Source organism: Streptomyces sp. NPDC001137 (assembly GCF_040298885.1).
In the GTDB taxonomy this organism is placed as follows: Bacteria; Actinomycetota; Actinomycetes; order Streptomycetales; family Streptomycetaceae; genus Streptomyces.
The window spans coordinates 314,389-335,805 of record NZ_JBEPBA010000005.1; the positions used below are offsets into that span (position 1 = coordinate 314,389).

16 protein-coding genes are annotated in these 21,417 nt (G+C 72.0%); 9 read left to right on the forward strand and 7 right to left on the reverse strand.

Going from position 1 to position 21,417, the window contains the following annotated elements; translation table 11 throughout:
* The first annotated feature begins 59 nt into the window (after positions 1-59).
* The 5 genes from ABT254_RS12685 to ABT254_RS12705 all read left to right on the forward strand — a co-directional run bounded on the left by ABT254_RS12685 (position 60) and on the right by ABT254_RS12705 (position 8,401).
* Positions 60-4,283, forward strand: coding sequence for a glycoside hydrolase family 38 N-terminal domain-containing protein (locus ABT254_RS12685; RefSeq protein WP_351467642.1), 4,224 nt, complete (start codon positions 60-62; stop codon positions 4,281-4,283).
* Positions 4,280-4,987 (forward strand): peptidyl-prolyl cis-trans isomerase, encoded by a 708-nt coding sequence (locus ABT254_RS12690; protein WP_351467645.1) that lies wholly within the window; start codon positions 4,280-4,282, stop codon positions 4,985-4,987. Before ABT254_RS12685 ends, ABT254_RS12690 begins: the two co-directional genes overlap by 4 nt.
* Before the next feature lie 143 nt (positions 4,988-5,130).
* Positions 5,131-6,504 carry an extracellular solute-binding protein gene (locus ABT254_RS12695; protein WP_351467647.1) on the forward strand — a complete coding sequence of 458 codons (1,374 nt, stop codon included), beginning with the start codon at positions 5,131-5,133 and terminating at the stop codon, positions 6,502-6,504.
* Between the two features lie 2 nt (positions 6,505-6,506).
* Complete coding sequence (locus ABT254_RS12700) at positions 6,507-7,526, forward strand: carbohydrate ABC transporter permease (RefSeq protein ID WP_502971964.1); 1,020 nt, start codon at positions 6,507-6,509, stop codon at positions 7,524-7,526.
* Complete coding sequence (locus tag ABT254_RS12705) at positions 7,523-8,401, forward strand: carbohydrate ABC transporter permease (RefSeq protein ID WP_351467650.1); 879 nt, start codon at positions 7,523-7,525, stop codon at positions 8,399-8,401. The genes ABT254_RS12700 and ABT254_RS12705 overlap by 4 nt, the downstream gene beginning before the upstream one ends.
* Here the strand turns inward: ABT254_RS12705 and ABT254_RS12710 are convergent.
* Both ABT254_RS12710 and ABT254_RS12715 read right to left on the reverse strand, forming a co-directional pair.
* A complete protein-coding gene (locus ABT254_RS12710; protein ID WP_351467653.1) occupies positions 8,391-10,661 on the reverse strand; it encodes a glycoside hydrolase family 3 N-terminal domain-containing protein in 2,271 nt (756 codons plus the stop codon). The two genes, ABT254_RS12705 and ABT254_RS12710, sit on opposite strands and share 11 nt — an antisense overlap.
* A gap of 179 nt (positions 10,662-10,840) precedes the next feature.
* Complete coding sequence (locus tag ABT254_RS12715; protein ID WP_351467656.1) at positions 10,841-12,016, reverse strand: N-acetylglucosamine kinase; 1,176 nt, start codon at positions 12,014-12,016, stop codon at positions 10,841-10,843.
* 15 nt (positions 12,017-12,031) lie between these two features.
* Here ABT254_RS12715 and ABT254_RS12720 point away from each other — a divergent pair, with 15 nt between their 5' ends.
* Complete coding sequence (locus tag ABT254_RS12720; protein WP_502971965.1) at positions 12,032-13,303, forward strand: glycoside hydrolase 5 family protein; 1,272 nt, start codon at positions 12,032-12,034, stop codon at positions 13,301-13,303.
* Positions 13,304-13,369: 66 nt separating this feature from the next.
* Here the strand turns inward: ABT254_RS12720 and nagZ are convergent, their stop codons facing one another.
* A complete protein-coding gene (gene nagZ, locus ABT254_RS12725; protein WP_351467659.1) occupies positions 13,370-14,869 on the reverse strand; it encodes a beta-N-acetylhexosaminidase in 1,500 nt (499 codons plus the stop codon).
* A gap of 145 nt (positions 14,870-15,014) precedes the next feature.
* Between nagZ and ABT254_RS12730 the strand changes: the two genes are divergently transcribed.
* From ABT254_RS12730 to ABT254_RS12740, 3 genes are all read left to right on the forward strand, one after another.
* Positions 15,015-16,004 (forward strand): lysylphosphatidylglycerol synthase transmembrane domain-containing protein, encoded by a 990-nt coding sequence (locus ABT254_RS12730; protein ID WP_450748302.1) that lies wholly within the window; start codon positions 15,015-15,017, stop codon positions 16,002-16,004.
* A gap of 201 nt (positions 16,005-16,205) precedes the next feature.
* Complete coding sequence (locus ABT254_RS12735; protein WP_351468084.1) at positions 16,206-17,363, forward strand: hypothetical protein; 1,158 nt, start codon at positions 16,206-16,208, stop codon at positions 17,361-17,363.
* Positions 17,364-17,463: 100 nt separating this feature from the next.
* Positions 17,464-18,003 carry a hypothetical protein gene (locus ABT254_RS12740; protein ID WP_351467662.1) on the forward strand — a complete coding sequence of 180 codons (540 nt, stop codon included), beginning with the start codon at positions 17,464-17,466 and terminating at the stop codon, positions 18,001-18,003.
* 5 nt (positions 18,004-18,008) lie between these two features.
* Here the strand turns inward: ABT254_RS12740 and msrB are convergent, their stop codons facing one another.
* The 4 genes from msrB to ABT254_RS12760 all read right to left on the reverse strand — a co-directional run bounded on the left by msrB (position 18,009) and on the right by ABT254_RS12760 (position 21,409).
* Complete coding sequence (msrB, locus tag ABT254_RS12745) at positions 18,009-18,416, reverse strand: peptide-methionine (R)-S-oxide reductase MsrB (protein ID WP_351467664.1); 408 nt, start codon at positions 18,414-18,416, stop codon at positions 18,009-18,011.
* A gap of 14 nt (positions 18,417-18,430) precedes the next feature.
* On the reverse strand, positions 18,431-19,819 hold the full coding sequence (gene murC / locus ABT254_RS12750; RefSeq protein WP_351467667.1) for a UDP-N-acetylmuramate--L-alanine ligase: 1,389 nt from the start codon (positions 19,817-19,819) through the stop codon (positions 18,431-18,433).
* 152 nt (positions 19,820-19,971) lie between these two features.
* Positions 19,972-20,427 (reverse strand): indole-3-glycerol phosphate synthase, encoded by a 456-nt coding sequence (locus ABT254_RS12755; RefSeq protein WP_351468087.1) that lies wholly within the window; start codon positions 20,425-20,427, stop codon positions 19,972-19,974.
* 151 nt (positions 20,428-20,578) lie between these two features.
* Positions 20,579-21,409 (reverse strand): pyrimidine reductase family protein, encoded by an 831-nt coding sequence (locus ABT254_RS12760; RefSeq protein WP_351467670.1) that lies wholly within the window; start codon positions 21,407-21,409, stop codon positions 20,579-20,581.
* Positions 21,410-21,417 lie beyond the last annotated feature (8 nt).

The following is a 21,417-nucleotide window of genomic DNA, read 5'->3' on the forward strand; positions in this document are numbered from 1 at the left end:
TTTGAATCATCCCGGCGGTGCCAGGATGGGGCTCCCCCGAGCATTCTCGTAGGAGACCCATGCGCGTCACCTCTGCCGAGTCGACCGAGCTCTTCGCCGGGACGACCGAGCATCCGCGCCAGGTGATGGCCGTCGAGCTGAGCCACGCCCCGGGCCGCACGGTCCGCATCACCGTCGCCGGTCCGGGCGTCTCGGGGACGACGGTCGCGACGACGGGCGACGACGGTACGGTCCGCGCCGAGATACCCGTGACGACGGACCTCGCCCCCGGCGCCGGCACCCATGTCACGGTCACCGCCGAGGATGCCGTAGACCCCACGCAGGCTGGTGCGCTCACGGTTCCCTTCACGGCCGCGGAGCCCGGCTGGACCATGTTCATGGTCAGCCACTTCCACTACGACCCCGTGTGGTGGAACACCCAGGCCGCCTACACCGAGACCTGGGACGTCGCCGACGACCCGGCCTCCACCGGTCTGCCGGCCCGGACCTTCGACTCACGGGGCCAGTCCGGGATGAGCCTGGTCCGCGCCCACTGCGACCTGGCCCGCCGCGACCCGGCGTACACCTTCGTGCTCGCCGAGGTCGACTACCTCAAGCCGTACTGGGACTCCTTCCCGGAGGAGCGCGCCTTCCTCCGCGAGCTGATCCGCACCGGCCGCGTCGAGATCATGGGCGGCACCTACAACGAGCCCAACACCAATCTCACCGGCGCCGAGGCCACCGTACGCAACGCTCTGTACGGCGACGGGTTCCAGCGCGGGATCATGGGCTCGTCGCCGGAGACGGCCTGGCAGCTCGACGCGTTCGGGCACGACCCGCAGTTCCCGGGGCTGATGGCGGACGCGGGGATCAGCTCCAGTTCGTGGGCGCGCGGGCCGTTCCACCAGTGGGGGCCCACTCTCTCCGTCTTCGGCGAGGAGCCGCGCGATCCCGGACGGATGCAGTTCCCCGCCGAGTTCAGCTGGATCGCCCCGTCGGGGCGCGGGCTGCTGACGGCCTACATGGTCAACCACTACGGCGCCGGCTGGGCGATCGACAACGCGCCCACCCTGCCGGCGGCGGAGGCGGCCGCCCTCAAGCTGTTCCGGGGCTTGAGGTCGGTCGCCCTCACCCGCAACGTCCTGCTCCCGGTCGGCGGTGACTACGCGCCACCGTGCCGCTGGGTGATGGACATCCACCGGGACTGGAACGCCCGTTACGTCTGGCCGCGCTTCATCAGCGGCACACCGCGCGACTTCTTCGCCGCCGTGCGCGCCGAGCTCGACGCGGAGGGCCGCAAGGCGTCCCCGCAGACACGGGACATGAACCCGGTCTACACCGGCAAGGACGTGTCCTACATCGACACCAAGCAGGCCCAGCGGTACGGCGAGACGCTGCTCGCCGACGCGGAGGCCTGGGCGACGCTCGCCTCGCTGGTCGCCGGGCACCCGTACCCGGACGCGGCGCTCGACAAGGCGTGGCGGCAGCTGATCTACGGCGCCCACCACGACGCCATCACGGGCTCCGAGTCCGACCAGGTCTACATCGACCTGATGACCGGCTGGCGCGAGCTGGCCGACCTGGCCGAGACCGTGCACGCCGACGCCACGCAGGCGCTGGCCGACCGGGTCACCCCGGGCGAGGGCACCGACCTGGTCGTCTTCAACTCCGCGACCTGGCAGCGGCGGGACGTCCTCACGGTCGACGACCCGGGGCTCGTACCCGCCGGCCTCCCCGCGGTGCGCGAGAACGGTCGACTCCACGTCGTGGTACCGGAGTTGCCCGGCATGGGGCTCAAGGCCCTCCCCCTCACCGAGGGCACCGTCCCCGGGTGGGCGCCCGGCGGGGGCACCACCATCCGCAACGAGTTCTACGAGGTGACGGTCGACCCGGCGCGCGGCGGCGGCGTCAGCAGCCTCCGCGCGCTCACCGAGGGCGGCCGGGAGCTGTTGCGCGCCGGGGACATCGGCAACGAGCTCGTCGTGCAGGAGGAGTACCCCAGGCACCCGCGGTTCGGCGAGGGGCCCTGGCACCTCACGCCGACGGGCACCACCGCCGCACGCAGCCGTGACGTGGTGGCACAGGCCGAGGTCGAGCACTCCCCCGCCGGCGCACGGATCACCGTCCGCGCCGACCTCGGGCTGTTCCGCTACACACAGCGCCTGACGCTGTGGACCGGCGTTCCGCGCGTCGACGTGACGACCACCATCGACGGCTACGACGGCGCCGACCGGCTGATCCGGGTGCGCTGGCCCTCCGACGTGCAGGGCGGGCTGCCGGTGCACGAGGTGGCGGACGCGGTGATCGGGCGCGGGTTCGGCTTCGTCGACGTGGACAGCGAGGAGTTCCCGTGGACGCTGGACAACCCGGCCCACACCTGGTTCGCCCTCGGGTCGACGGCGCGGGTCGAACTGCGCGACGACACGGGCACGTTGCTCGGCCGCCGGTCGATCGGGGTCGCCGAGCTGGTGTACGCCTCCTGGGACGAGGCCGGTGAGCTGGGCACGCCGCTCGCGGCCGCCCTGGTGCGCGCCGGGGTCACGGCGACCTCGACGATCGCCGACGGGCCGCGCTACGGCGACCTGGAGGTCGACTCCAACCTGCCCGACATCCGGATCGCCGTCGGCGGCCCGGACCGCAACTCCCTCGTCGCCGAGGCACTCGGCTGGGATCCGGCCGCGGGGCGCGAGGTGCAGCGGCAGCTCGCCGAGGGCGGCGTGGCGACCGTCTGGGTCGCGCCGCGCGCCTCACTGCGCGAGGAGTGGGTGCCCGGGGCCGACCTGCGCGATCTCGAACGGCTGCCGCTGCTGGTGGTGGCGGGCGCCGACGCCGAGGGGGACGCGAAGGCGGTCGACGCGTTGATCGCCGACCTGGACGACGCGACCGTCACGGCCACGGCGGCCGGCGGCGGCGAGGCCCTGCCGCCGGGCGACGCCTGGGACGGGCGCGGCTTCGCCGTCCTCAACCGCGGCACCCCGGGCTGTGTCGTCACCTCCTCCGGTGACCTCTACATGTCACTGATGCGCTCCTGCACGGGCTGGCCGTCCGGCATCTGGGTCGACCCGCCCCGCCGCACGGCCCCCGACGGCTCGGGCTTCCAGCTCCAACGCTGGTCCCACACCTTCGAGTACGCGGTGGTCGGCGGCGAGGGCGACTGGCGCGAGCAGCAACTGCCCCGCGTGGGCCATGAGTTCAACCACCCGCTGAGCGCCCGAGTACGACGGGCATCGGAAGCCGCCTCTCTCCCGAGGGAGTTGAGCCTGTTGCGCCTCGAACCGGCGGGCGAGGTGCTGCTCGACGCCCTCAAGCCGGCCGGTTCGCCGCTCGCCCGCGGGAGCGTCGCACCGGCGGACCCACAGCGCGGGGTCGTCGTGCGGATGCACGAGGTCAACGGCCGTCCGGTACGGGCGCGAGTGCACGGACCGCGGCCCTGGACGCGGGGCGCCCGCACCGACGTACTGGAAACACCCGGGGAGCAACTCGCGCCGGACGAACAGGGAGTGCTCTCCCTCGGCCTGACCGGGTTCGAGGTCACCACGGTCCTGGCCACGCCCACCGAGGGCTCCCGCAGCGCGTACGACCCCGGAGTCGCCGCGCACGAGCCCGCGCAGCCGGTCCACACCCGGTACTGGCTCCACAACTCCGGCCCCGCACCCCGCGGCAACATGCCGGTCGCGGTGTACATCTCACCGACGACGCTCACCGCTTCCGGCGGCCCCTTCAACGCGACCGTCCGGATCTCCTCGGAACTCACCGACGCTCCCGTCTCGGGCACGATGACCATCGAGGCCCCGCCCGGCTGGTCCGTTGAGCCCGCCGCACTGCCGTACGCACTGGCCCCCGGCGGCTTCACCCTCACCGAGGTCACGGTGACACCGCCGCCCGACGCACCACCCGGCCGGCACTGGCTGGCGGCACGGCTGTCGTACGAGGGGCAGACGTACGAGGACGTCGTAGCGGTCGACGTACCGGGCGAACCGGCTGGACCAACTCTGCTGACGGACCTGGGAGTTGACCGGATCACGGTCAGGAGCGGCGAACGCGCCCACGTCCCGGTGTCCCTGCACAACACCACCCACGGCCCCATCAACGGCACCCTGTGGGCCGTGTCCTCCTGGGGCACCTGGCCCGGGGTCACACCGGGCTGCCAGGGCTTCACGATCGCGGCCGGGCAACAACTGGACTGCACGATCGACGTGAACGGCACCACGATCCCCCCGGGCTCGTACTGGCTACTGGCAAAGACTGCCTGGCACGGCCGAGTGGCCTACACGAAGGCCGTAGAGCTGGAGATAACGCCATGACAGACCACGCGGCAGTAGTACAAGGCGAGCCGGTCCCCAAAAGCCGCGTAGACGCTTTCCTCGAGACTGTGCCGGAGCGCCCCTTCAGGGGCGCGGGGCTGCATTCATCAGCGGCTCCGCCGCGGGGCGCGACCAGCCACGACGGCGAGTCCGACAAGCACCGACATCACGAGGCACTATCTGCCCCGGCGCGAGCCGAACGGCAACGCCGACGTTGGGCCACGCAGGTGGTCGTCGCCGACGAACTGGCCCGCAGGGCCGTAGCGGAACGGGGCCTGCCCCCGGTGGCAGAGGTGTCCCCGACACAACTGCTGGCCGTGGCCGAAAACGACGTCGCAGACATGGGCAGCATCGTCGCAGCCGCCCTCGCCCACTCCCCCGCCGCCCGCACCCTCCTCGCCGAACTGGAGGCCGAGCAGCACGTCCCCGAGGAAGCCGTACAGGACTACTACGACCGCAACCGGGACCGCTTCCTCACCCCGGACGCACTACGGCGCGGAGTCGACCCGTTCGGTCGGGCGACACCCTCCGACTTCCTGCCGTTCGAGCAGGTCCGGCAGGCTGTCGAAGGCGAGCTGCGACGCGCGGCGGGCCGCCGCGCCTTCTTCGCCTGGTTCGACCAGGCACGGGCCGACGTGGTGTACGCCGCGGGGCACGAGCACCCCGGCGACCCCGCGCACCCGGACCACGAGCACCGCCACTGAGTCACGGGCGGAACCACCGGCGGAACCGAAACGCAACACGGCAAACCATTGACCTCCGATGAATTCTGGTCCACCTTTTCATCAATCGGAGTCGAAGTTGGTTGATTGAACCAGCCTCTCGGCTGGGTCCCAGGAGGGTGGACATGCGCGCTGGAAGACTCACCGCATCCGTGGCGGGAATCATCGCCCTGACGCTGACGGCGGCCGGCTGCGGCCTTTCCGGCGGCTCGAGCGGCGGGGACGGCACCGCCGGGGGCTGCAAGGTCGACAAGGGCAACGTCGGCTCGGGCAAGCTGACAGGTGACGTCAAGGGCCAGATCACCTTCCAGACGACGAACCTGAAGAAAGACTTCGGGAGCTTCTTCAACGGAGTGATCGCCTCCTTCGAGAAGGCCCACCCCGGCGCCAAGGTCAAGTGGATCGACGACCCGGGCGACAACACCTTCACCCAGCGGACCGTCGCCGACGCCCAGGCCTGTACGTTGCCGGACGTCATCAACGTCAACGCCCCGACCGCCACCGCCCTCACCAAGGCCGGCTACCTGCTGAACCTGAGCGTGAAGGACCCGCAGGTCGCGAAGCCGTTCGTGCCGTCGTTCTGGAAGTCCGCCACCTTCAAGGACGCCTCCGGCTCGGCGATCCACACCACGCTCCCCTGGTACACCGGCGGCGTCCTGCTGACGTACAACAAGGACCTGCTGAAGAAGGCGGGCATCGACCCGGCGAAGCCGCCGACGACGCTGTTCGGACTGTTCGCCGACTACGAGAAGGTCGCCAAGGCGGGCAAGGGCAAGTTCTACGCGACGATGGCCAACCCGATCTGGCGGATACCGTCGGACTTCGACCAGATGAACATCAAGACGCTCTCCGCGGACGGCAAGTCCGCCGTCTTCGCCGATGACCCGAGGACCACCCAGTGGGTGGCCTGGATGGCGAAGCTGTACAAGGAGGGCGCGATGCCGAAGGACTCGCTGTCCTCCAGCAACGACCCGTCCACGCTCTACAGCCAGGGCAAGGTCGCCTACGGCTCGACGAACCCGAGTTTCGTGCGGTTCGTGAAGCAGAACAGCCCGTCGATCTACGCCAGGACGGCCGTCGGCCAGCAGCCCTACGACGCGCTCGGCCGCGCCTCCGCCGGTGCCCCGCAGTACATCTCGGTCGCGGCGACCAGCAAGCACGCGCCGGTGGCGCTCGCCTTCGCCGAGTACCTCACCAACGCCGAGAACCAGACGGCCTGGTGCAAGGACCCCAACGTGGTGATCTTCCCGACGACCACGGACTCGCTGAACGACCCGTTCTTCCAGAACGTCACCGGCAGCGACCCGTTCTCCCAGGCCCGCAAGCTGGTCGCCGACCAGCTCAAGACGGCCTACACCAACCAGACCAACCTCTCCCCGGCCGTGCAGAACGCGATCGTGGGACAGGTGCAGCTGGCCATGCAGGGCAAGAAGAGCCCCGCGCAGGCCGTCAAGGACGCCCAGGCGAAGGCGAACGAGCTGCTGAAGCAGGCGGGCTGAGCGTGGCGACCGAGACCGCTGAGCCGGTGACCGTGCCTGGTACGCGGCGTACTGCCGCCGTGCCGGGCACGGCCCCGTCCCGCATCCGCCGCATCGGCCGGGCCCTGCTGCCCGGCCCGGTGCCGGGCGCCAACGGCGCGGCCCTGTACCGCCGTTGGTGGCTGCCCTGGCTGTGGACCGCGCCCGCGATCGTGTGCGCGGTGGTGTTCGGGGTGTTCCCGTTCCTCAACACCGTCCTCCTGTCGTTCACCAACGCCAAGCCGCTCGGCGGCGCCGCGAGCTTCGTCGGGCTGGACAACTACACCCGGATGCTGGGCGACTCGGACTTCTGGCTGGCGACCCGCAACAGCATCCTGTACGCGGTCGTCGTCGTCCCGCTGATGGTGCTGCTGCCGCTGATGCTGGCCGTGCTGGTGGAGAAGAACCTGCCCGGCATCGGCTTCTTCCGCTCCGCCTTCTACACGCCCGTCCTCGCCTCCAGCGTGGTCGTGGGCCTGAGCTGGCAGTGGCTGCTGGCGGACGACGGGCTGGTCAACACCTGGCTCGAGAAAGCCCACTTGATCAAGTCCGCCGTCCCGTTCCTCTCCGACTCCTGGCTCATCCTCTTCTCCGCGATGGGCCTGACGCTGTGGAAGGGACTCGGCTGGTACATGATCTTCTACCTGGCCGCGCTCGGGAACGTCCCCAAGGAGCTGCACGAGGCGGCTCAGATGGACGGCGCCGGCGCGGTCCGCCGCTTCTGGCACATCACCGTGCCGGGCGTGCGCCAGGCGATGATGCTGGTGGGCACGCTCACCGGCATCGGCTGCCTCAGGGTGTTCACCGAGATCTTCATGCTGGGCAGCTCCACCGGCGGCCCCGGCGGCGCCGACCGCACCCTCCCGTTCTACATCCGCGACGTCGGCCTCGACCCGATCACCGGCAACGCCGGCTACGGCTCCGCGGTCAGCGTCGCCCTGTTCGTACTCACCCTCGGCCTGACCCTGCTCGCGCAGCGCCTGACGAAGGAGGACGAGGCATGACGACCGCCGTCGAGAAGCCCCGGCGGCTGATGCCGCGCTGGCGGGAGTACGGCCGCCCCCGCGAACTCGTCGTCCGCTATCTGCTGCTGCTCCTCGTGCTGGGCATCACGATCGGCCCGCTGGTCTGGCAGTTCCTCGCGTCGCTGAAGGGCGTGGGCGAGGACGTCTTCGGCGCGGACGCCTCCCTGCTGCCGCACCACCCCACCCTGCGGGCCTACCGCGAGGTCTTCGACCAGGTCCCGGTGGCCACGTACATCCGCAACAGCCTGATCGTGGTCGTCCTGTCCATCACCAGCCAGCTGGTGTTCTCCACCACGGCCGGCTACATGCTCTCCAAGCCCGGCTGGAAGGGCCGCAAGGCGGTCTGGGTGGTGCTGGTCGCCTCCATGATGTTCCCCTTCGAGTCGATCATGGTGTCGCTGTTCCTGAGCATCCGCGACCTGGGGCTGGTCGACAACCTGGTGGGTGTGTGGCTGCCCGGGTTCGTCGGCGCCATCAACGTGCTGCTGATGCGCGGCGCGTTCCTGGCCGTACCGCGGGAGATCGAGGATTCCGCGATGCTGGACGGCGCCAACGAGTGGCAGCGGTTCCGGTACCTCTATCTGCCGTCCGCGTGGGGCGCGATCATGGTGGTCACCATCAACACCTTCATCAGCGCCTGGGACGACTTCCTCTGGCCGCTGATCGTGCTCCGCTCGGAGAACCACATGACGCTGACGCTGGGCCTGTCCCGGCTCCAGAGCTCGTCGTTCGGCTACGACCAGCGGATGGTCATGGCCGGTTCGGTGATCTCCGTCATCCCGGTGCTGGTGCTGTTCGTGATCACCCAGCGGTGGTTCTACAAGGGCGTCTCGGCGGGAGCGGTCAAGCTCTGACGGCCGTCAGGTCCAGCACGGCGGGTACGGCGGTGAGCGCGGCCCGCGCGGACTCCGCGACCCGGATCTCCACTGTCCTGGTCCCGGCGAGTCGGTCCCTGTCGAGCGGCAAGGTGACCGAACGGCACTCGCCGGGCACCAGGTCGACACCCTCGAACGCGAACAGTTCGAGGGTGCGCGGCCAGGTGGACGTGATCAGCCGCCGCAGATAGACCTGTACGACGGTACGACCCTGCCGCGCGCCGGTGTTGGTGACGTCGACGGTGACGGTGTGCCCGTCCGTGCGCGGCGCGCCGTACGCGAAGCTCGTGTACGACAGCCCGTGCCCGAAGGAGTACAGCGGCTCGGCGCTCTCGTCCACGTAGCCGCCGTACTCGGTGTCCTTGTGGTTGTAGTGGACGGGGAGCTGGGCCGCCGAGCGGGGCATCGAGACGGGCAGCCGGCCGACGGGTGCCGCGTGTCCGAGCAGCACCTCGGCGATGGCGTCGCCGCCCCAGGGGCCCGGATACCAGGCGGTGAGCAGGGCGGCCGGGGTCTCGGGCACGAGATGCGGGCGGCCCTGGACCAGGACGACGACGGTCGGCGTGCCGGTCGCCACGACGGCGTCGAGCAGGACGTACTGGGCCCTGCCCAGCCGCAGCCCCGCGAGGTCGGCGCCTTCGCCGCAGGTCATCTCCGAAACGGCCGTGAGCGCGGCCCCGTTGGCGGCGAAGTCCGTCTCGGGGCTACGGGCGCTGCTGCCGCCCAGCACCAGGACGGCGATGTCGGAGGCGGCGGCCGCGGCGACCGCCTCGGGGATGCCGGAGAGATCGCCGCCGGTGAGGGCGCAGCCGCGGGCGTAGCGGATGTCGGTGCCGGGCGGGGCCAGCTTGCGCAGCCCGTCGAGGACACTGCTGCCGGTGCGCTGCGGGGCGGTGTAGTCGCCGGACTGGTGGGCGCAGGTGGCGGACTGGGGTCCCAGGACGGCGATACGGGAGACGGTCGCCGGTATCGGGAGGGCACCGCCGTGGTCGTGGAGGAGGGTGACCGAGGCACGCGCGAGGGCGGTGCTCAGGGTGCGGCCCTGCTCGGCCGACGGCAACTCACCGCCTCCGTAGGGCCGTTCGAAGAGCCCGAGACGGAACTTCAGGCGCAGGACGCGGGCGACGGCGGCATCGAGGACGGACTCCTCGACGAGCCCCCTCTCCACGGCCTCCTCCAGATGCGTGAAGCCCTCGTCCCACAGGCTCAGATCGACACCCGAGTCGAGGGCGAGGGCACCCGCGGAGACCTTGTCGCCGGTGATGCGGGCCAGCCGGTCCACGGCCAGCCCGTCGGCCATGACCAGCCCGTCGAAGCCCCAGTTCTCCCGAAGGAGCCCCGTGAGCAGGGCGCGGTTGCCGGAGCAGGGCATCCCGTCGACCTCGTTGTACGCGGCCATGACGGCGGCGGCCCCGGCGCGGACGCCCGCACGGGCGGCGAGCAGGTGGATCTCGTGCAGTTCCCGCGGGCCGAGGTCCGACTCGGCGGAGTTGCGGCCGCCGACGGTGGCGCCCTGCCCGGCGAAGTGCTTGAGCACGACGGGTGCCTTGTCGGCGGCGAAGAACTCGGCGGGCTCCCCCTGCATGCCGCGCACCAGTGCCCGGGTCATCCGGGCGGCGAGGTACGGGTCCTCACCGAAGCACTCCTCGGTACGGCCCCAGCGGGGGTCGCGGACGATGTCGAGCGCCGAGACCAGCGCCAAGTGGCCGCCACGGGCGCGGAGTTCGGCCGCGGCGTGCGCGGCGGCACGCTCGTACAGCGCGGGGTCCCAGGTGGCGCCGACCGCCAGGTTGACGGGGAGGACCGTGCCGTCCAGGGCCATGTGGCCGTGCGGCACCTCCTCCACGAACAAGGCGGGTATGCCGAGCCGGCTGCGTTCGAGAACGTGCCGCTGCACCAGCTCCGCGAGAGCCGCGCTGTCCTGGCCGCCGGGCCCGCTGCCGTGGTCGACGCCGGACCAGGCGTCGGCGCGCATCAGCCCGTAGAGGGCACCGAGCCCCTCGAAACGGTCGGTCTCGGCGTACAGGGCTTCGGTGAGTTCGTAACCACCGCCGGGGCTGCGGCGGTAGGCGTCCCAGCCGTACATGCGCTGGTTGAGCTGACCGACCTTCTCGCGCAGGTTCATACGGGCGAGCAGGTCACGGACACGGGCGTCGACGGGGGCGTCGGGGTCCCGGTAGAGGGGACGCCCCGGTTGCCTGTCGTCGGCGCGGTCGGCCGCGCGCTCCGGCTTCGGCATGCGGCCGGTCCTTTCGTCGCTTGCGGAGGGGACTTCGGGGGTCCCGTTCGGACGTGGCGGGTGCCGGTCCGGCGTCATGGGTGTCGGTCCGGTGCCGTGGGGGCTGGTCGGCATGGGTCGGGCTTCGCGGGTGGTGTCGGTCGGACTGCCGGGGTGTCGGTCGGCTGTGTGGGTCTCGGTCACAGGAGGAGGCGGGCGAGGGCGACGGAGCCCGCGCAGCCGTCGGCCACCCAGTCGAGGCTGAGGCCGAGGGCCTGGAGGCGGGTGGTGAGAGGGGCGGTGAGGGGGCCCTCGGGGCCGAGGAGACCGCCGGTCGCGACCACGCGCTCACCCGGCTGCGGCTCCAAAGCCCGCACCGTATCGGTCAGTTGACCGGTGGCTTCGTCGAGGATCGCCTCGGCCACCGGGTCCTTCTCCCGGGCCGCCTCGGCCACCAGCGGAGCGAGCCGGGCCAGCCGCGTCGGCGGTTCGGCCATGACGACGGGGAGCAGATGCATGCGGTAGGCCTCACGGTCGGCGAGCGACCAGACGGCGGAGCCGCCCTCCGGCACTGCGGGGGTACGCGCAGCACCACCGAAGCCACCTTGCCGTCCGGCATCCGCGCCAGGACTGCCACCGGTGACAGCCGGACCAGGGCCCCCGTGAGGCGCCCCCGGGGCGGGCCCTCCGAGCGGCGCCCAGGGCGCCCCTCCGCGCCGCGGCAGCACCTCCTCCGGCAGCCCCAGTGTCCGCCCCACCGTCTCGGCCAGGGCGGTCGCCCCACCCCGTCCGTCCGCCATCCGCAGGGCGACCCTGACCGCCTCGCGGCCGATCCAGAAGCCGCTGCCGTCGTCGCCGAGGAGCCAGCCGTCGCCGTCGACGGTGGCCGTGCAGCGGCGGCCGGTGATGCGCATGGCGACCGCGCCCGTGCCGGCGACCAGGGCGAGCCCGTCGGCCGGGGTGCCGGGGGCGGAGGCGAAGGCCGCCTCGATGTCGCTGCTGATGCCGATCGAGCCGGTGGTGATGCCGAGCCGGCGGAGGGCGGCCGTCAGGGCGGTGAGCGCGTTGAGGCGGCCGGGGTCGTCCTCCGTCGCCCCCGTGGCGCCGGCGAAACCGCCGGCCACCGCCGCGACCCGGCCCCGCGCGGACTCCGGCACCGCCCGGGCGACGGCCTCGGTGAGGTGGTCGGTGAGCCGCGGCAGCGGGACGGTGAGGGCGTTGCCCGGACCGGCGGCGCCCTCGCCGAGCACGCGGCCGTCCGCCGCGGCGGCGAGAACCGCGCGGGTGCGGGTGCCGCCGGCGTCGAGGCCGAGCACCAGTTCCGGTTCACCGGAGCCCCGGTCGCCACCGGACTCCTGGTTGAAATCGTTATTCATCATCGACCATGGTGGTTGATACATTCAGCGAGGACAAGCCCCCGACCCCCGCGGGGTCGGCGACCCGAGGAGGATCCCATCCCTACGCTCCGCTTCGGCGTCAACTACACGCCCCGTCGCGGCTGGTTCCACGCCTGGCACGACTTCGACCCGCGGCACGCCCGTGAGGACCTGGCCCAGATCGCGGGGCTGGGGCTCGACCACATCCGGGTCTTCCACCTCTGGCCGCTGCTCCAGCCCAACCGCACCCTCATCCGCACGGCCGCCGTCGACCAGCTGGCGCAGCTGGTCGACCTCGCGGCCGAGGCCGGCCTCGACGTCATGGTCGACGGCGTGCAGGGCCATCTGTCCAGCTTCGACTTCTACCCGGAGTGGACCCGCAGCTGGCACCACCGCAACGTCTTCACCGACCCGGAGGCCGTCGAAGCGCAGGCCCAGCTGCTGCGCACGCTCGCCCACGCCCTCGCCGACCGCCCGAACCTCATCGGCGTGCAGCTGGGCAACGAGCTCAACAACCTGGTCGAGCACAACCCGGTGACGCCGGCCGAGGTCGACCACTACCTCGACACGCTGCTTGCGGCCGCCCGCGAGGGCCTGCGCCCCGGGCAGCTGGCCACGCACTCCGCGTACGACGCCGCCTGGTACGGCGACGACCACCCGTTCACGCCCGAGGCCTCGGCCCGCAAGGGCGATGTGACGACCGTGCACCCCTGGGTGTTCTCCGCCGACTGCGCCCGCCGTTACGGGCCCGCCTCCTTCGAGGTGCGGCACCTCGCCGAGTACGGCACGGAACTCGCGAAGGCGTACGCCGGCGATCCGTCCCGCCCCGTCTGGGTCCAGGAGACGGGCGCCCCCGAACCGCACATCCCGGCGGCCGACGCCCCGGGCTTCGCCCGCGCCACGATCCGCAACGCAGCCGACTGCGAGGGTCTTTGGGGCGTGACCTGGTGGTGCTCCCACGACGTGGACCGCTCCCTGGCCGACTATCCGGAGCTGGAGTACACCCTGGGCCTGTTCGACGCGGCGGGCCGCCCCAAGCCGATCGCCGAGGCCCTGGCGGAGACGGTCGCCGAGCTGCGCGCGAAGCCCCCCGTTCCTCAACCTCGCGCCGCCGCCCTGGTGTTGGACTGCACGCCCGGCACCCGCTCCGTCTCCGGCCCGGGCGGCACGTACTTCGACGCGTGGATGCGCCTGCGCAAGCAGGGCGAACGCCCGGCGGTGCTGCTGGCGGAACGGGCGCACGACAAGGGGTACTTGGCAACGCGGGGGATCGTGCAGTTCCTTTAGGGGCGCGGGGCCGTGTCGACATGCGGCTCCGCCGCGGGGCGCGACCAGCCCCACCGGCCCGCGGGTTCAGCCCACTTCCCGCAGACCGCTCAGCACCTCGGCCACGGCCCGCAGATTGACCCGCCCCCGCCCGTAGGAGCACAGGTCGCCCCCCTCCGGCAGCCCGGTGTCCACCCGCACCGCGTCCGGCCGCCGGGCCAGCAGAGCCTCCCGGAACCAGGCCTGCCAGGGATGCAACCCGGCATCACAGGTAGCCACGACCAGCGGCGCAGTCGCACAGATCCGCAGGATCCCATCGACCAGGGCGGCCGGATCCGCCGGCTCCCCGCTCACCGCCGTACCGTTCGCCGTGGGGTCGAGGGGCCGCAGTTCGGTCAGGAGGTCCTCGCCGCCCCAGTTGAGGGCCGGGTGCGGCGGCGGGAAGAGGTCGACGACGTGCGCGCCGCGTACCGCGCGCGGCAGCGCCCGGCTGCGTACCGCGCGGCGCGCCGCCTCCAGACCGGCCCCGGCGTCCCAGGCGGCCACCACCCCGGCCGGGGTCGCGTACCGCTGGGCGAGCCGCCGCACCCGCCCGGCCGCCTCCCACACCCGCTCCTCGGAGAGCCGGCCGCAGTCCACGGCGTGGAGCACCGCGTCCCGGCAGCTCAGGGTGACCTCCAGGTCCGGCACGGCGACGATCACCTGGTCCGCGCCCGCGGCGAGGGCTATGCGCGCGCCGGCCGCCTCGCCGTAGCGGTCGGCGATGGCCTTCATCTCCAGGGCGTCGCTGACCAGCACACCGTCGAAGCCGAGGTCGTGGCGGAGCAGGTCGCCGAGGATGCGGCGGCTGAGGGTGGCGGGGCGGTTGGCGTCCAGCGCCGGGTAGACGACGTGGGCGCTCATCAGCATGGGCACACCCGCGGCGACGGCCGCGCGGAACGGTTCCAGGTCGGCGCGCAGCTCGGCGGCGGGCCGCGGGTCGACCGCGAGGTCGTGGTGGCTGTCGGTCTCGGTGCCGCCGTGGCCGGGGAAGTGCTTGGCGCAGGAGGCGATGCCCCGTGCCTCGGTGGCGGTGATCCAGGCGCGCAGATGACGGGCGGCGAGCTCCGGGTCGGCGCCGAAGGAGCGGGTGCGCACGATCGGGTTGTCCGCCCGGCGCTGGAGGTCGGCGACGGGGGCGTACGAGGCGGTGATGCCGAGGGTGGCGAGATGACCGGCGAGGGCGTCGGCGCACCGGGCGGTCAGGTTCGGGTCGTCGGCGACGCCGAGGGCGTAGGAGCCGGGGACCTCGGGGGCGCCGGCGGCGACCAGATGGCCGATGCCGCCGCCCTCGTTGTCGATGGCCACCAGCAGATCGGGGCGGATGGCCCGCAGCGCGTCGGTGAGCTCGCGGACCTGCTCCGCGTCGCGCACGTTCCGGGTGAACAGGATGACGCCGCCCAGGCCGCGGTCGATGAGCCGCTTGAGGGTGTCGGGGAAGGTCGTCGTGCCCTCGAAGCCGGCGACGAGACAGCGGTGGACCGCCTCGTCCAGGTCGGAGGAGACGGAGGACAGGGCCGGGCCCACGGACAACTGCTCGGAGGTCACCTCATGGATTGTTCTGGCTTATTCATCCGGAAGTCAACACTTCACTGGATGAATGATTCACCAACAGGGCGGTCGTCGCCCACCCGCCCGCGCCCCGTCCGCTCCCGGACACCGGGGCGTCACACCCGGCGGGAACGGTTCCGCCGTGTCCCTGCTCCCGCTCGACGACGCCGTCCCGCTGCCGTCCCCGATCCGCTTCGGTGCCCCCCGCCTCCTCCGCAGCGCCCTGGTCCTGCTCCCCGTGCTCGCGATCGGCGCCTGGGCGGCGGTCGACTGGCGGACCGTGTACGACGGCACCGCCCGGCTGGGCTCAGCCGACCCCGGGTGGCTGCTGCTCGCGCTGTTCCTCACCTGCCTGGGCTGGCTGTCCGCCCCCTGCATCCGACAGGGCGCGCTGCCGGAGCGGCTCCCGGCCGGGCTGCTGATCGCTTCACAGTTCGCCGCCGGCGCCGCCAACCACGTACTGCCGGCCAGTATCGGAGCCCACGCCGTCACCCTGCGCTTCCTCCAGGGCCGCGGCATACCGCTGGCCCGGGCCACCGCCTCGCTCGCCCTGTACTCGGCGGTCAAGCCGATCGCGAGGACGCTGGTGCTCCTCGTCTTCCTGGCCGCCTTCCCCGACGTGCTGCTGACCGGCAGACTCGTGCCGGACCGGCGGACGTCGCTCCTGGTCGCCGGAGCGGTGGCCCTCGCCCTGATCGCCACCGCCCTGCTCGTGACGACCGTACGGCCGCTGCGCCGCCCCCTCCTCGACGCCCTGCGCTGCGCGCTCACCGACGTACGACTGCTGCACACCCGGCCCGCGCGGATCCTCGCCCTGTGGGGAGGGTCGGCCGCCGCCCCGCTGATCCAGGCGAGCGTGCTCTTCGCGGTCGGGGCGGCGGTCGGGCTGTCGCTGTCCTGGTTGCAGGTCGCCTTCGCGTTCCTGGCCGCGAACACAGCGGTCGGGGCCGTGCCCGCACCTGGCGGCATCGGCCCCGTGGACGCGGCGGTCGTGTTCGCCATGGTCGCGCTCGGAGCACCCATGAACCTGTCGGCGACCGCCGTCATCGGCTACCGCGTCCTGACGGTCTGGCTGCCACTGCTTCCGGGGGCGCTGGTGCTGTCGGCACTGGTGCAGCGGAAGGTGCTGTGAGGCCACCGTCGGCCCCGCACAGGCAACCCCCCGGGCCGAGCCCCCCTCTACAGGGGTGATGGGGCAGCACCCGCGACCTCGGCCGTCCCGATGCCGGGCGCGGGCCGAGGGGGAGGACGGAGCGTGCGGAAGCGGAAGACGGTGACAGCCGTGCCCGGGGACGGGGCACGGATCGGCCGTATCGGCGGCTACCCGGTTCGCCTGCACATCGCGCTGCTGGCCCTGTGGACGGCGGCCTGGTTCGTGGTGGCCGAGCGCCACGGAGCCGTGTCCTGGCACTACCTGAGAACCGGTCAGCAACTGCTCTTCCACCAGATCCCCGGCGGCGGCCTCGCCCTCTACGCCAACCACCCCGAGTTACAGATCGGCCCGGTCAGCTTCCTGGTCGCCGGGCTGTTCGCCCCGTTCCCCGCCGAACTCGGCGAGAAGCTCGCCGACGCGTTCATGTCCGGTCTGGGCCTGTACATGCTGGTACTGGTCGGCCGCGCCGCCGCCGACCACTACCGGGGCACGGGGCTCAACCACAAACGCCTCCAGCAGCGTGTGCTGATCGCCGGAGCGGCCTTCATCCCCATGTGGGTGGAGGTCTCGGTGCGTTTCGCGCACCTGGACGACGTCCTGGCGCTGTTCTTCACCACCCTCGCCGTACGGGCGCTGGTGCGCGGCAAGGCGACGGCCGTGGGCGTCTTCCTGGCCCTCGCGGTGGACTCCAAACCCTGGGCGGTGGGCTTCCTGCCCCTGCTGCTGGCGCTGCCGCGCCCCGCCCGCCTGCGCTCCGCCGTCTGGGCGGCCGGACTGGTGGCCGTGGCGTGGCTGCCCTTCTACCTCACCCACCTGGACACCCTGGCCGCCGCCCGCTTCACGATCCCGAACCAGCCCGCCTCGGCCCTGCGCTGGTTCGGCGTGCACGACGCCGCCACCCCCTGGTGGGACCGCCCCGCCCAGATGGCCCTCGGTATCGCCCTGGGCGCCCTGGCCGTCCGCCGGCACCGCTGGCCGGCGGTCGTGCTGCTCGCCGCCGACGCCCGCATCGTCCTCGACCCGAGCGTGTACACGTACTACAACGCCTCGGTCCTCCTCGGCACCCTGATCTGGGACTCGATCGGCCAGCGCCGGCTGGTCCCGTGGGTCAGCTGGCTCGCCCTCATCTCCCTGTACGGCAGCGCCCTGTTCATCCCCTCGGACTCCGCCCAGGGCCTCATCCGCCTGGCCTTCGCGGCCGGTTCCGCCGCCTACGTCCTGTACTGGCCCCAGCGCCCACCGCGCAGCAGACGCCACGGACGCGGGGCACCGGGCCGGGCTCACCCCGCGAGACGACTCGACCGTCCCGCCGCGTCGGACGCGGCACAGAGCCGCTGATGAACCACCACTGAACGGAAGCGGTGACTCCGCGCCGTCGGCGGGCAGAAATGCCCCGAGGCGGCCACCGACGCCTCAACACCACTACGGGGGTGCTGACTTGACCGTCATCGTCGGCCTGGTTCACCGCAAGCGAGTACATCTGGCCGGGGACTCCGCGGGCAGTGACGACTACCGGCTCACCATCTGCCGCGACCCCAAGGTGTTCACCAACGGACCCTACGTCCTCGGGTACACCACCTCCTTCCGCATGGGCCAGTTGCTGCACTACGCCCTCGAGGCCCCGCACCCGGAAGGTGCCCTCTACCGCTTCATGGCCACGACCTTCGTCAACGCGGTCCGCAGCTGCCTCAAGGACGGCGGCTGGGCGCGCAAGGAGTCCGAGCAGGAGCAGGCCGGCAGCTTCCTGGTGGGCGTCCAAGGCCGGCTCTTCGCCGTCCACGGCGACTACCAGGTCAGCGAGTCCGCCGACGGTTACGCCGCGGTCGGCTGCGGCGACGAGTACGCCCTCGGCGCCCTCCACGCCACCGCCGGCCTCGGCATGAAGCCACGTGAACGCCTCACCGCCGCCCTGCGCGCCGCCGATCACCACAGCGGCGCGGTCGCCGCCCCCTACACGTACGCCAGGACGGCGGACTAGGACGGTCAGCCCTCGTCAGGGGTCAGGCGCAGGGAAATGGAGTTGATGCAGTACCGCTGGTCCGTGGGCGTCGGATACCCCTCGCCCTCGAAGACGTGCCCGAGATGCGACCCGCAGCGCGCGCACCGCACCTCGGTGCGCACCATGCCGTGCGAGCGGTCCTCGATCAGCTCGACCGCGTCGGTGTCCTTCGGGTCGTAGAAGGACGGCCAGCCGCAGTGCGACTCGAACTTCGTGGTGGAGGTGAACAGTTCGGCGCCGCACGCGCGGCACGAGTACACACCCGTGGTCTTGGTGTCGGTGTACTCACCCGTGAAGGCGGGCTCGGTGGCGGCCTGGCGCAGCACGGCGTACTCGGCAGGGGTCAGCTCCGCACGCCACTGCTCGTCCGGCTTTTCGACGTCGTACGACATGAAGCTCAGCCCCTTTACTTCGCGAGACGGTCCAGGATGCGCGGTCCGAGGTCGGTGACGTCGCCCGCGCCCATGGTGAGAACGAGATCACCCGCCTTCGCCATTCCCGCCACGACCTCGGGCACCCGATCCTTGTCGTGGACGGGCGTCACCTGCCCGCCCGCGGCCCGCGCCGCCTCGATGATCAGCTCGCTCGTCACCCCGGGGATCGGGTCCTCACGGGCCGGATAGATGTCGAGGACGACCGAGGCGTCCGCCAGGGCCAGCGACTGCCCCATCTCCTTGCCGAGCTCCTGTGTCCGCGAGAACAGGTGCGGCTGGAAGACGACCAGGATCCGCGCCTCGCCCACGGCGGCGCGCATGGCTTCCAGGTCGGCGGTCATCTCCGTCGGGTGGTGGGCGTAGGAGTCGACGACCTGGACCCCGGCCGCCTCGCCCTTCAGCTGCAGCCGGCGCTTCACACCGGTGTACGCGGCCAGGGCCGGCGCCAGCTCGGCGGCGGGGACGCCCAGCGCGACGCCCGCCGCGAGGGCGGCCACGGCGTTGTGCGCGTAGTGACGGCCGGGCACGGACACGGTGAAGGTCAGCTCCCGGCCGTCCAGCAGGACCGTGACCTCGCTCTTCAGCCCCTGCGGGACGACCGACAGGACCCGTACGTCGGCGTCTTCGGCCTCGCCGTACGTCACGGTCCGCACCGAACCGGCCAGCCGCCGGGTCAGCTCGCGCGCGCCCTCGTGGTCGGAGGAGATCACCAGCGTGCCGCCGGGCACGATCCGTCCGGCGAACGTCTCGAAGGACTCGTAGATCTCGTCCATGGACGCGTAGTTGGCGTGGTGGTCCAGCTCGACGTTGAGGACGATCGCGACCTCGGGCGCGTACTTGTGGAAGCTGCGGTCCGATTCGTCGGCCTCGGCGACGAAGATCTCGCCCTCGCCGTGCAGGGCGTTGGAGCCGGGCGCGTCCAGGTCGCCGCCGATCGCATACGACGGGTTCAGCCCCAGCTCGCTCAGCGAGACGGCCAGCATGGAGGTCGTGGTCGTCTTGCCGTGCGTCCCCGCGACGGCGATCGGGCGCAGCCCGTCCATCAGACCCGCGAGGGCGTCGGACCGGTGCACCACCGGAATCCCCAGCTCGGCGGCCCGGGCCAGCTCCGGGTTGTCCTTGCGGATCGCCGACGACACGACCACACAACTGGCGTCGTCGGCGAGATGCTCCGCCGCATGCCCGATGTGCACGGTCACACCCAGCGCCCGCAACGCCTCGGCGGTGGCGGACTCCTTGGCATCACTACCGGCCACCTTGGCCCCACGCTGGGCGAGGATCTTCGCGATGCCCGACATTCCGGCGCCGCCGATGCCGATGAAGTGCGGTCGGTCCATGGCGGGGGGAAGGCCGGGTGCCATGCGTGTCTCCCTGTGCGGCTGGTCTTTCGGATGTTCAGCGCCCCAGCCTATTGCCTCCGGGGAGAACACCCCCCTGAGGGGCGCGGGGCTGTATCGATGTGCGGCTCCGCCGCGTGGGCGCGACCAGCCCCCACCGACCCGCACCCGAAGATCTACGCCTTGCTGTGCGAGAACAACTTCAACACCGGCACCCCCACCTTGTGCCGAGCCCGAGAAGCCCAGTCCCGATGAAAGAACTCCTCCACGTAGTGGGGATCGGTGAGCACGATGACCTCATCGGCGTCGATCTCGTCGACGAGAGCCTTCAACGCATCCAACGGATGATCCTCGATCAGCCGCCCCTCAGCGGAGCTGCCCGCAGCCGTGAGCGCCTGCAGCGACACCTCGAGCGCCCGCTCACCGAAGTCCTTCGCGGCGGCCCCCTCGGGGACGTCCCCCTCGCGCGCGACCTCGTCCAGCTCGCCGAGCGCGACGTCGTCGATGGCCCGCAGCAGGCGGTCCGCCTGATCGCCGCGGGGCTGGAGCAGCACGTGGAAGGAGACCTCCTCGTCCCCGTGCAAGCTGGTGACGAACTCCACGTCTGCGGACGTCAGGGCCTTCTCGATCATCAATACGCTTGTGAACACCGGGCGCCCCTTCTGCGGAAGCCATCCTGCCCCGTGAGGTCACGGGGACTGCGAGATTCAGTGTGCCCGCCCCGGGCAAAGCGGAACGGTAGGTTCCGCCGTTTTCGGGACCGGCGGTACCGCTGAACGATTCTCAGGGCCGCTGGTAGCGGGTGAAGAGGAAGCCCTCCTCCTCCAGCAGCGATGCGAGGACGAAGCGGTGCGGAACCGCGACCGACGGACCGCCCGCGATGCGCTGCGCGTCGCCGGCGGTGAGCATCGGGGAGACGGCGAGGCAGAGCTCGTCGAGCACCCCGGCGGCCACCAGCTGGCCGAGCAGCCGCGGACCCCCCTCGGTCAGCAGCCGCGTGTGGCCGAGCTCGCCCAGGGCCCGTACGGCGCGGGCGGGCTCCACGCCGACGCCGTCACCGGCGATCACCACCTGGGCGCCCGCCTTCTCGGCGGCGGCGACCCGGTCCGGGGCCGCCGCGGCGCCCGTGAGGACCAGGGTCGGCACCACCGGCGAGGTGAACAACGGAAGGGAGAAGTCGAGGTCCAGGCTGGCGCTGACCACCGCGATCGCCGGCGCCGGCGACTGCCCGGCCGCCTGCCGCAGCTCCGCGAACTCCGCACGCGCGCGTGCGGGCCGGTATCCCTCCTGACGTACCGTTTCCGCACCGACGACCACGACGTCCGCCAGCCCGCGCAGGGTGCCGAAGATCCGCATGTCGGCCGCGCTGGAGATCGGCTGCGAGCGGCCGTCGTGCTGCGCGGCCCCGTCGAGGGTGGACACCATGTTCGCCCGCAGCCAGGGGACGGGCCGTCCACCGGCGGTGGGCTCCGGGTAGGCGTAGGCGGCGGCGAGTTCGGCGAGGCTCCACTCGCGGTCGGCCGGGACTTCGGGGCCACCGGCCCCACCCTCCTCACCGGGAGTTCCAGGAGCTTTCGGCACTGTCTCGTCGGTCACAGGGAACAGGCGTCGCATGTCGTGCA

What these genes read in the sequence shown, in the direction of transcription:
- ABT254_RS12685 (WP_351467642.1), top strand. Translation starts at nt 60, where the DNA reads ATGCGCGTCACCTCTGCCGAGTCGACCGAGCTCTTCGCCGGGACGACC.
- ABT254_RS12710 (WP_351467653.1), bottom strand. Translation starts at nt 10,661, where the DNA reads ATGCCGAAGCCGGAGCGCGCGGCCGACCGCGCCGACGACAGGCAACCG.
- ABT254_RS12695 (WP_351467647.1), top strand. Translation starts at nt 5,131, where the DNA reads ATGCGCGCTGGAAGACTCACCGCATCCGTGGCGGGAATCATCGCCCTG.
- ABT254_RS12715 (WP_351467656.1), bottom strand. Translation starts at nt 12,016, where the DNA reads ATGAATAACGATTTCAACCAGGAGTCCGGTGGCGACCGGGGCTCCGGT.
- ABT254_RS12760 (WP_351467670.1), bottom strand. Translation starts at nt 21,409, where the DNA reads ATGCGACGCCTGTTCCCTGTGACCGACGAGACAGTGCCGAAAGCTCCT.
- ABT254_RS12755 (WP_351468087.1), bottom strand. Translation starts at nt 20,427, where the DNA reads ATGATCGAGAAGGCCCTGACGTCCGCAGACGTGGAGTTCGTCACCAGC.
- ABT254_RS12705 (WP_351467650.1), top strand. Translation starts at nt 7,523, where the DNA reads ATGACGACCGCCGTCGAGAAGCCCCGGCGGCTGATGCCGCGCTGGCGG.
- ABT254_RS12690 (WP_351467645.1), top strand. Translation starts at nt 4,280, where the DNA reads ATGACAGACCACGCGGCAGTAGTACAAGGCGAGCCGGTCCCCAAAAGC.
- murC (WP_351467667.1), bottom strand. Translation starts at nt 19,819, where the DNA reads ATGGCACCCGGCCTTCCCCCCGCCATGGACCGACCGCACTTCATCGGC.
- msrB (WP_351467664.1), bottom strand. Translation starts at nt 18,416, where the DNA reads ATGTCGTACGACGTCGAAAAGCCGGACGAGCAGTGGCGTGCGGAGCTG.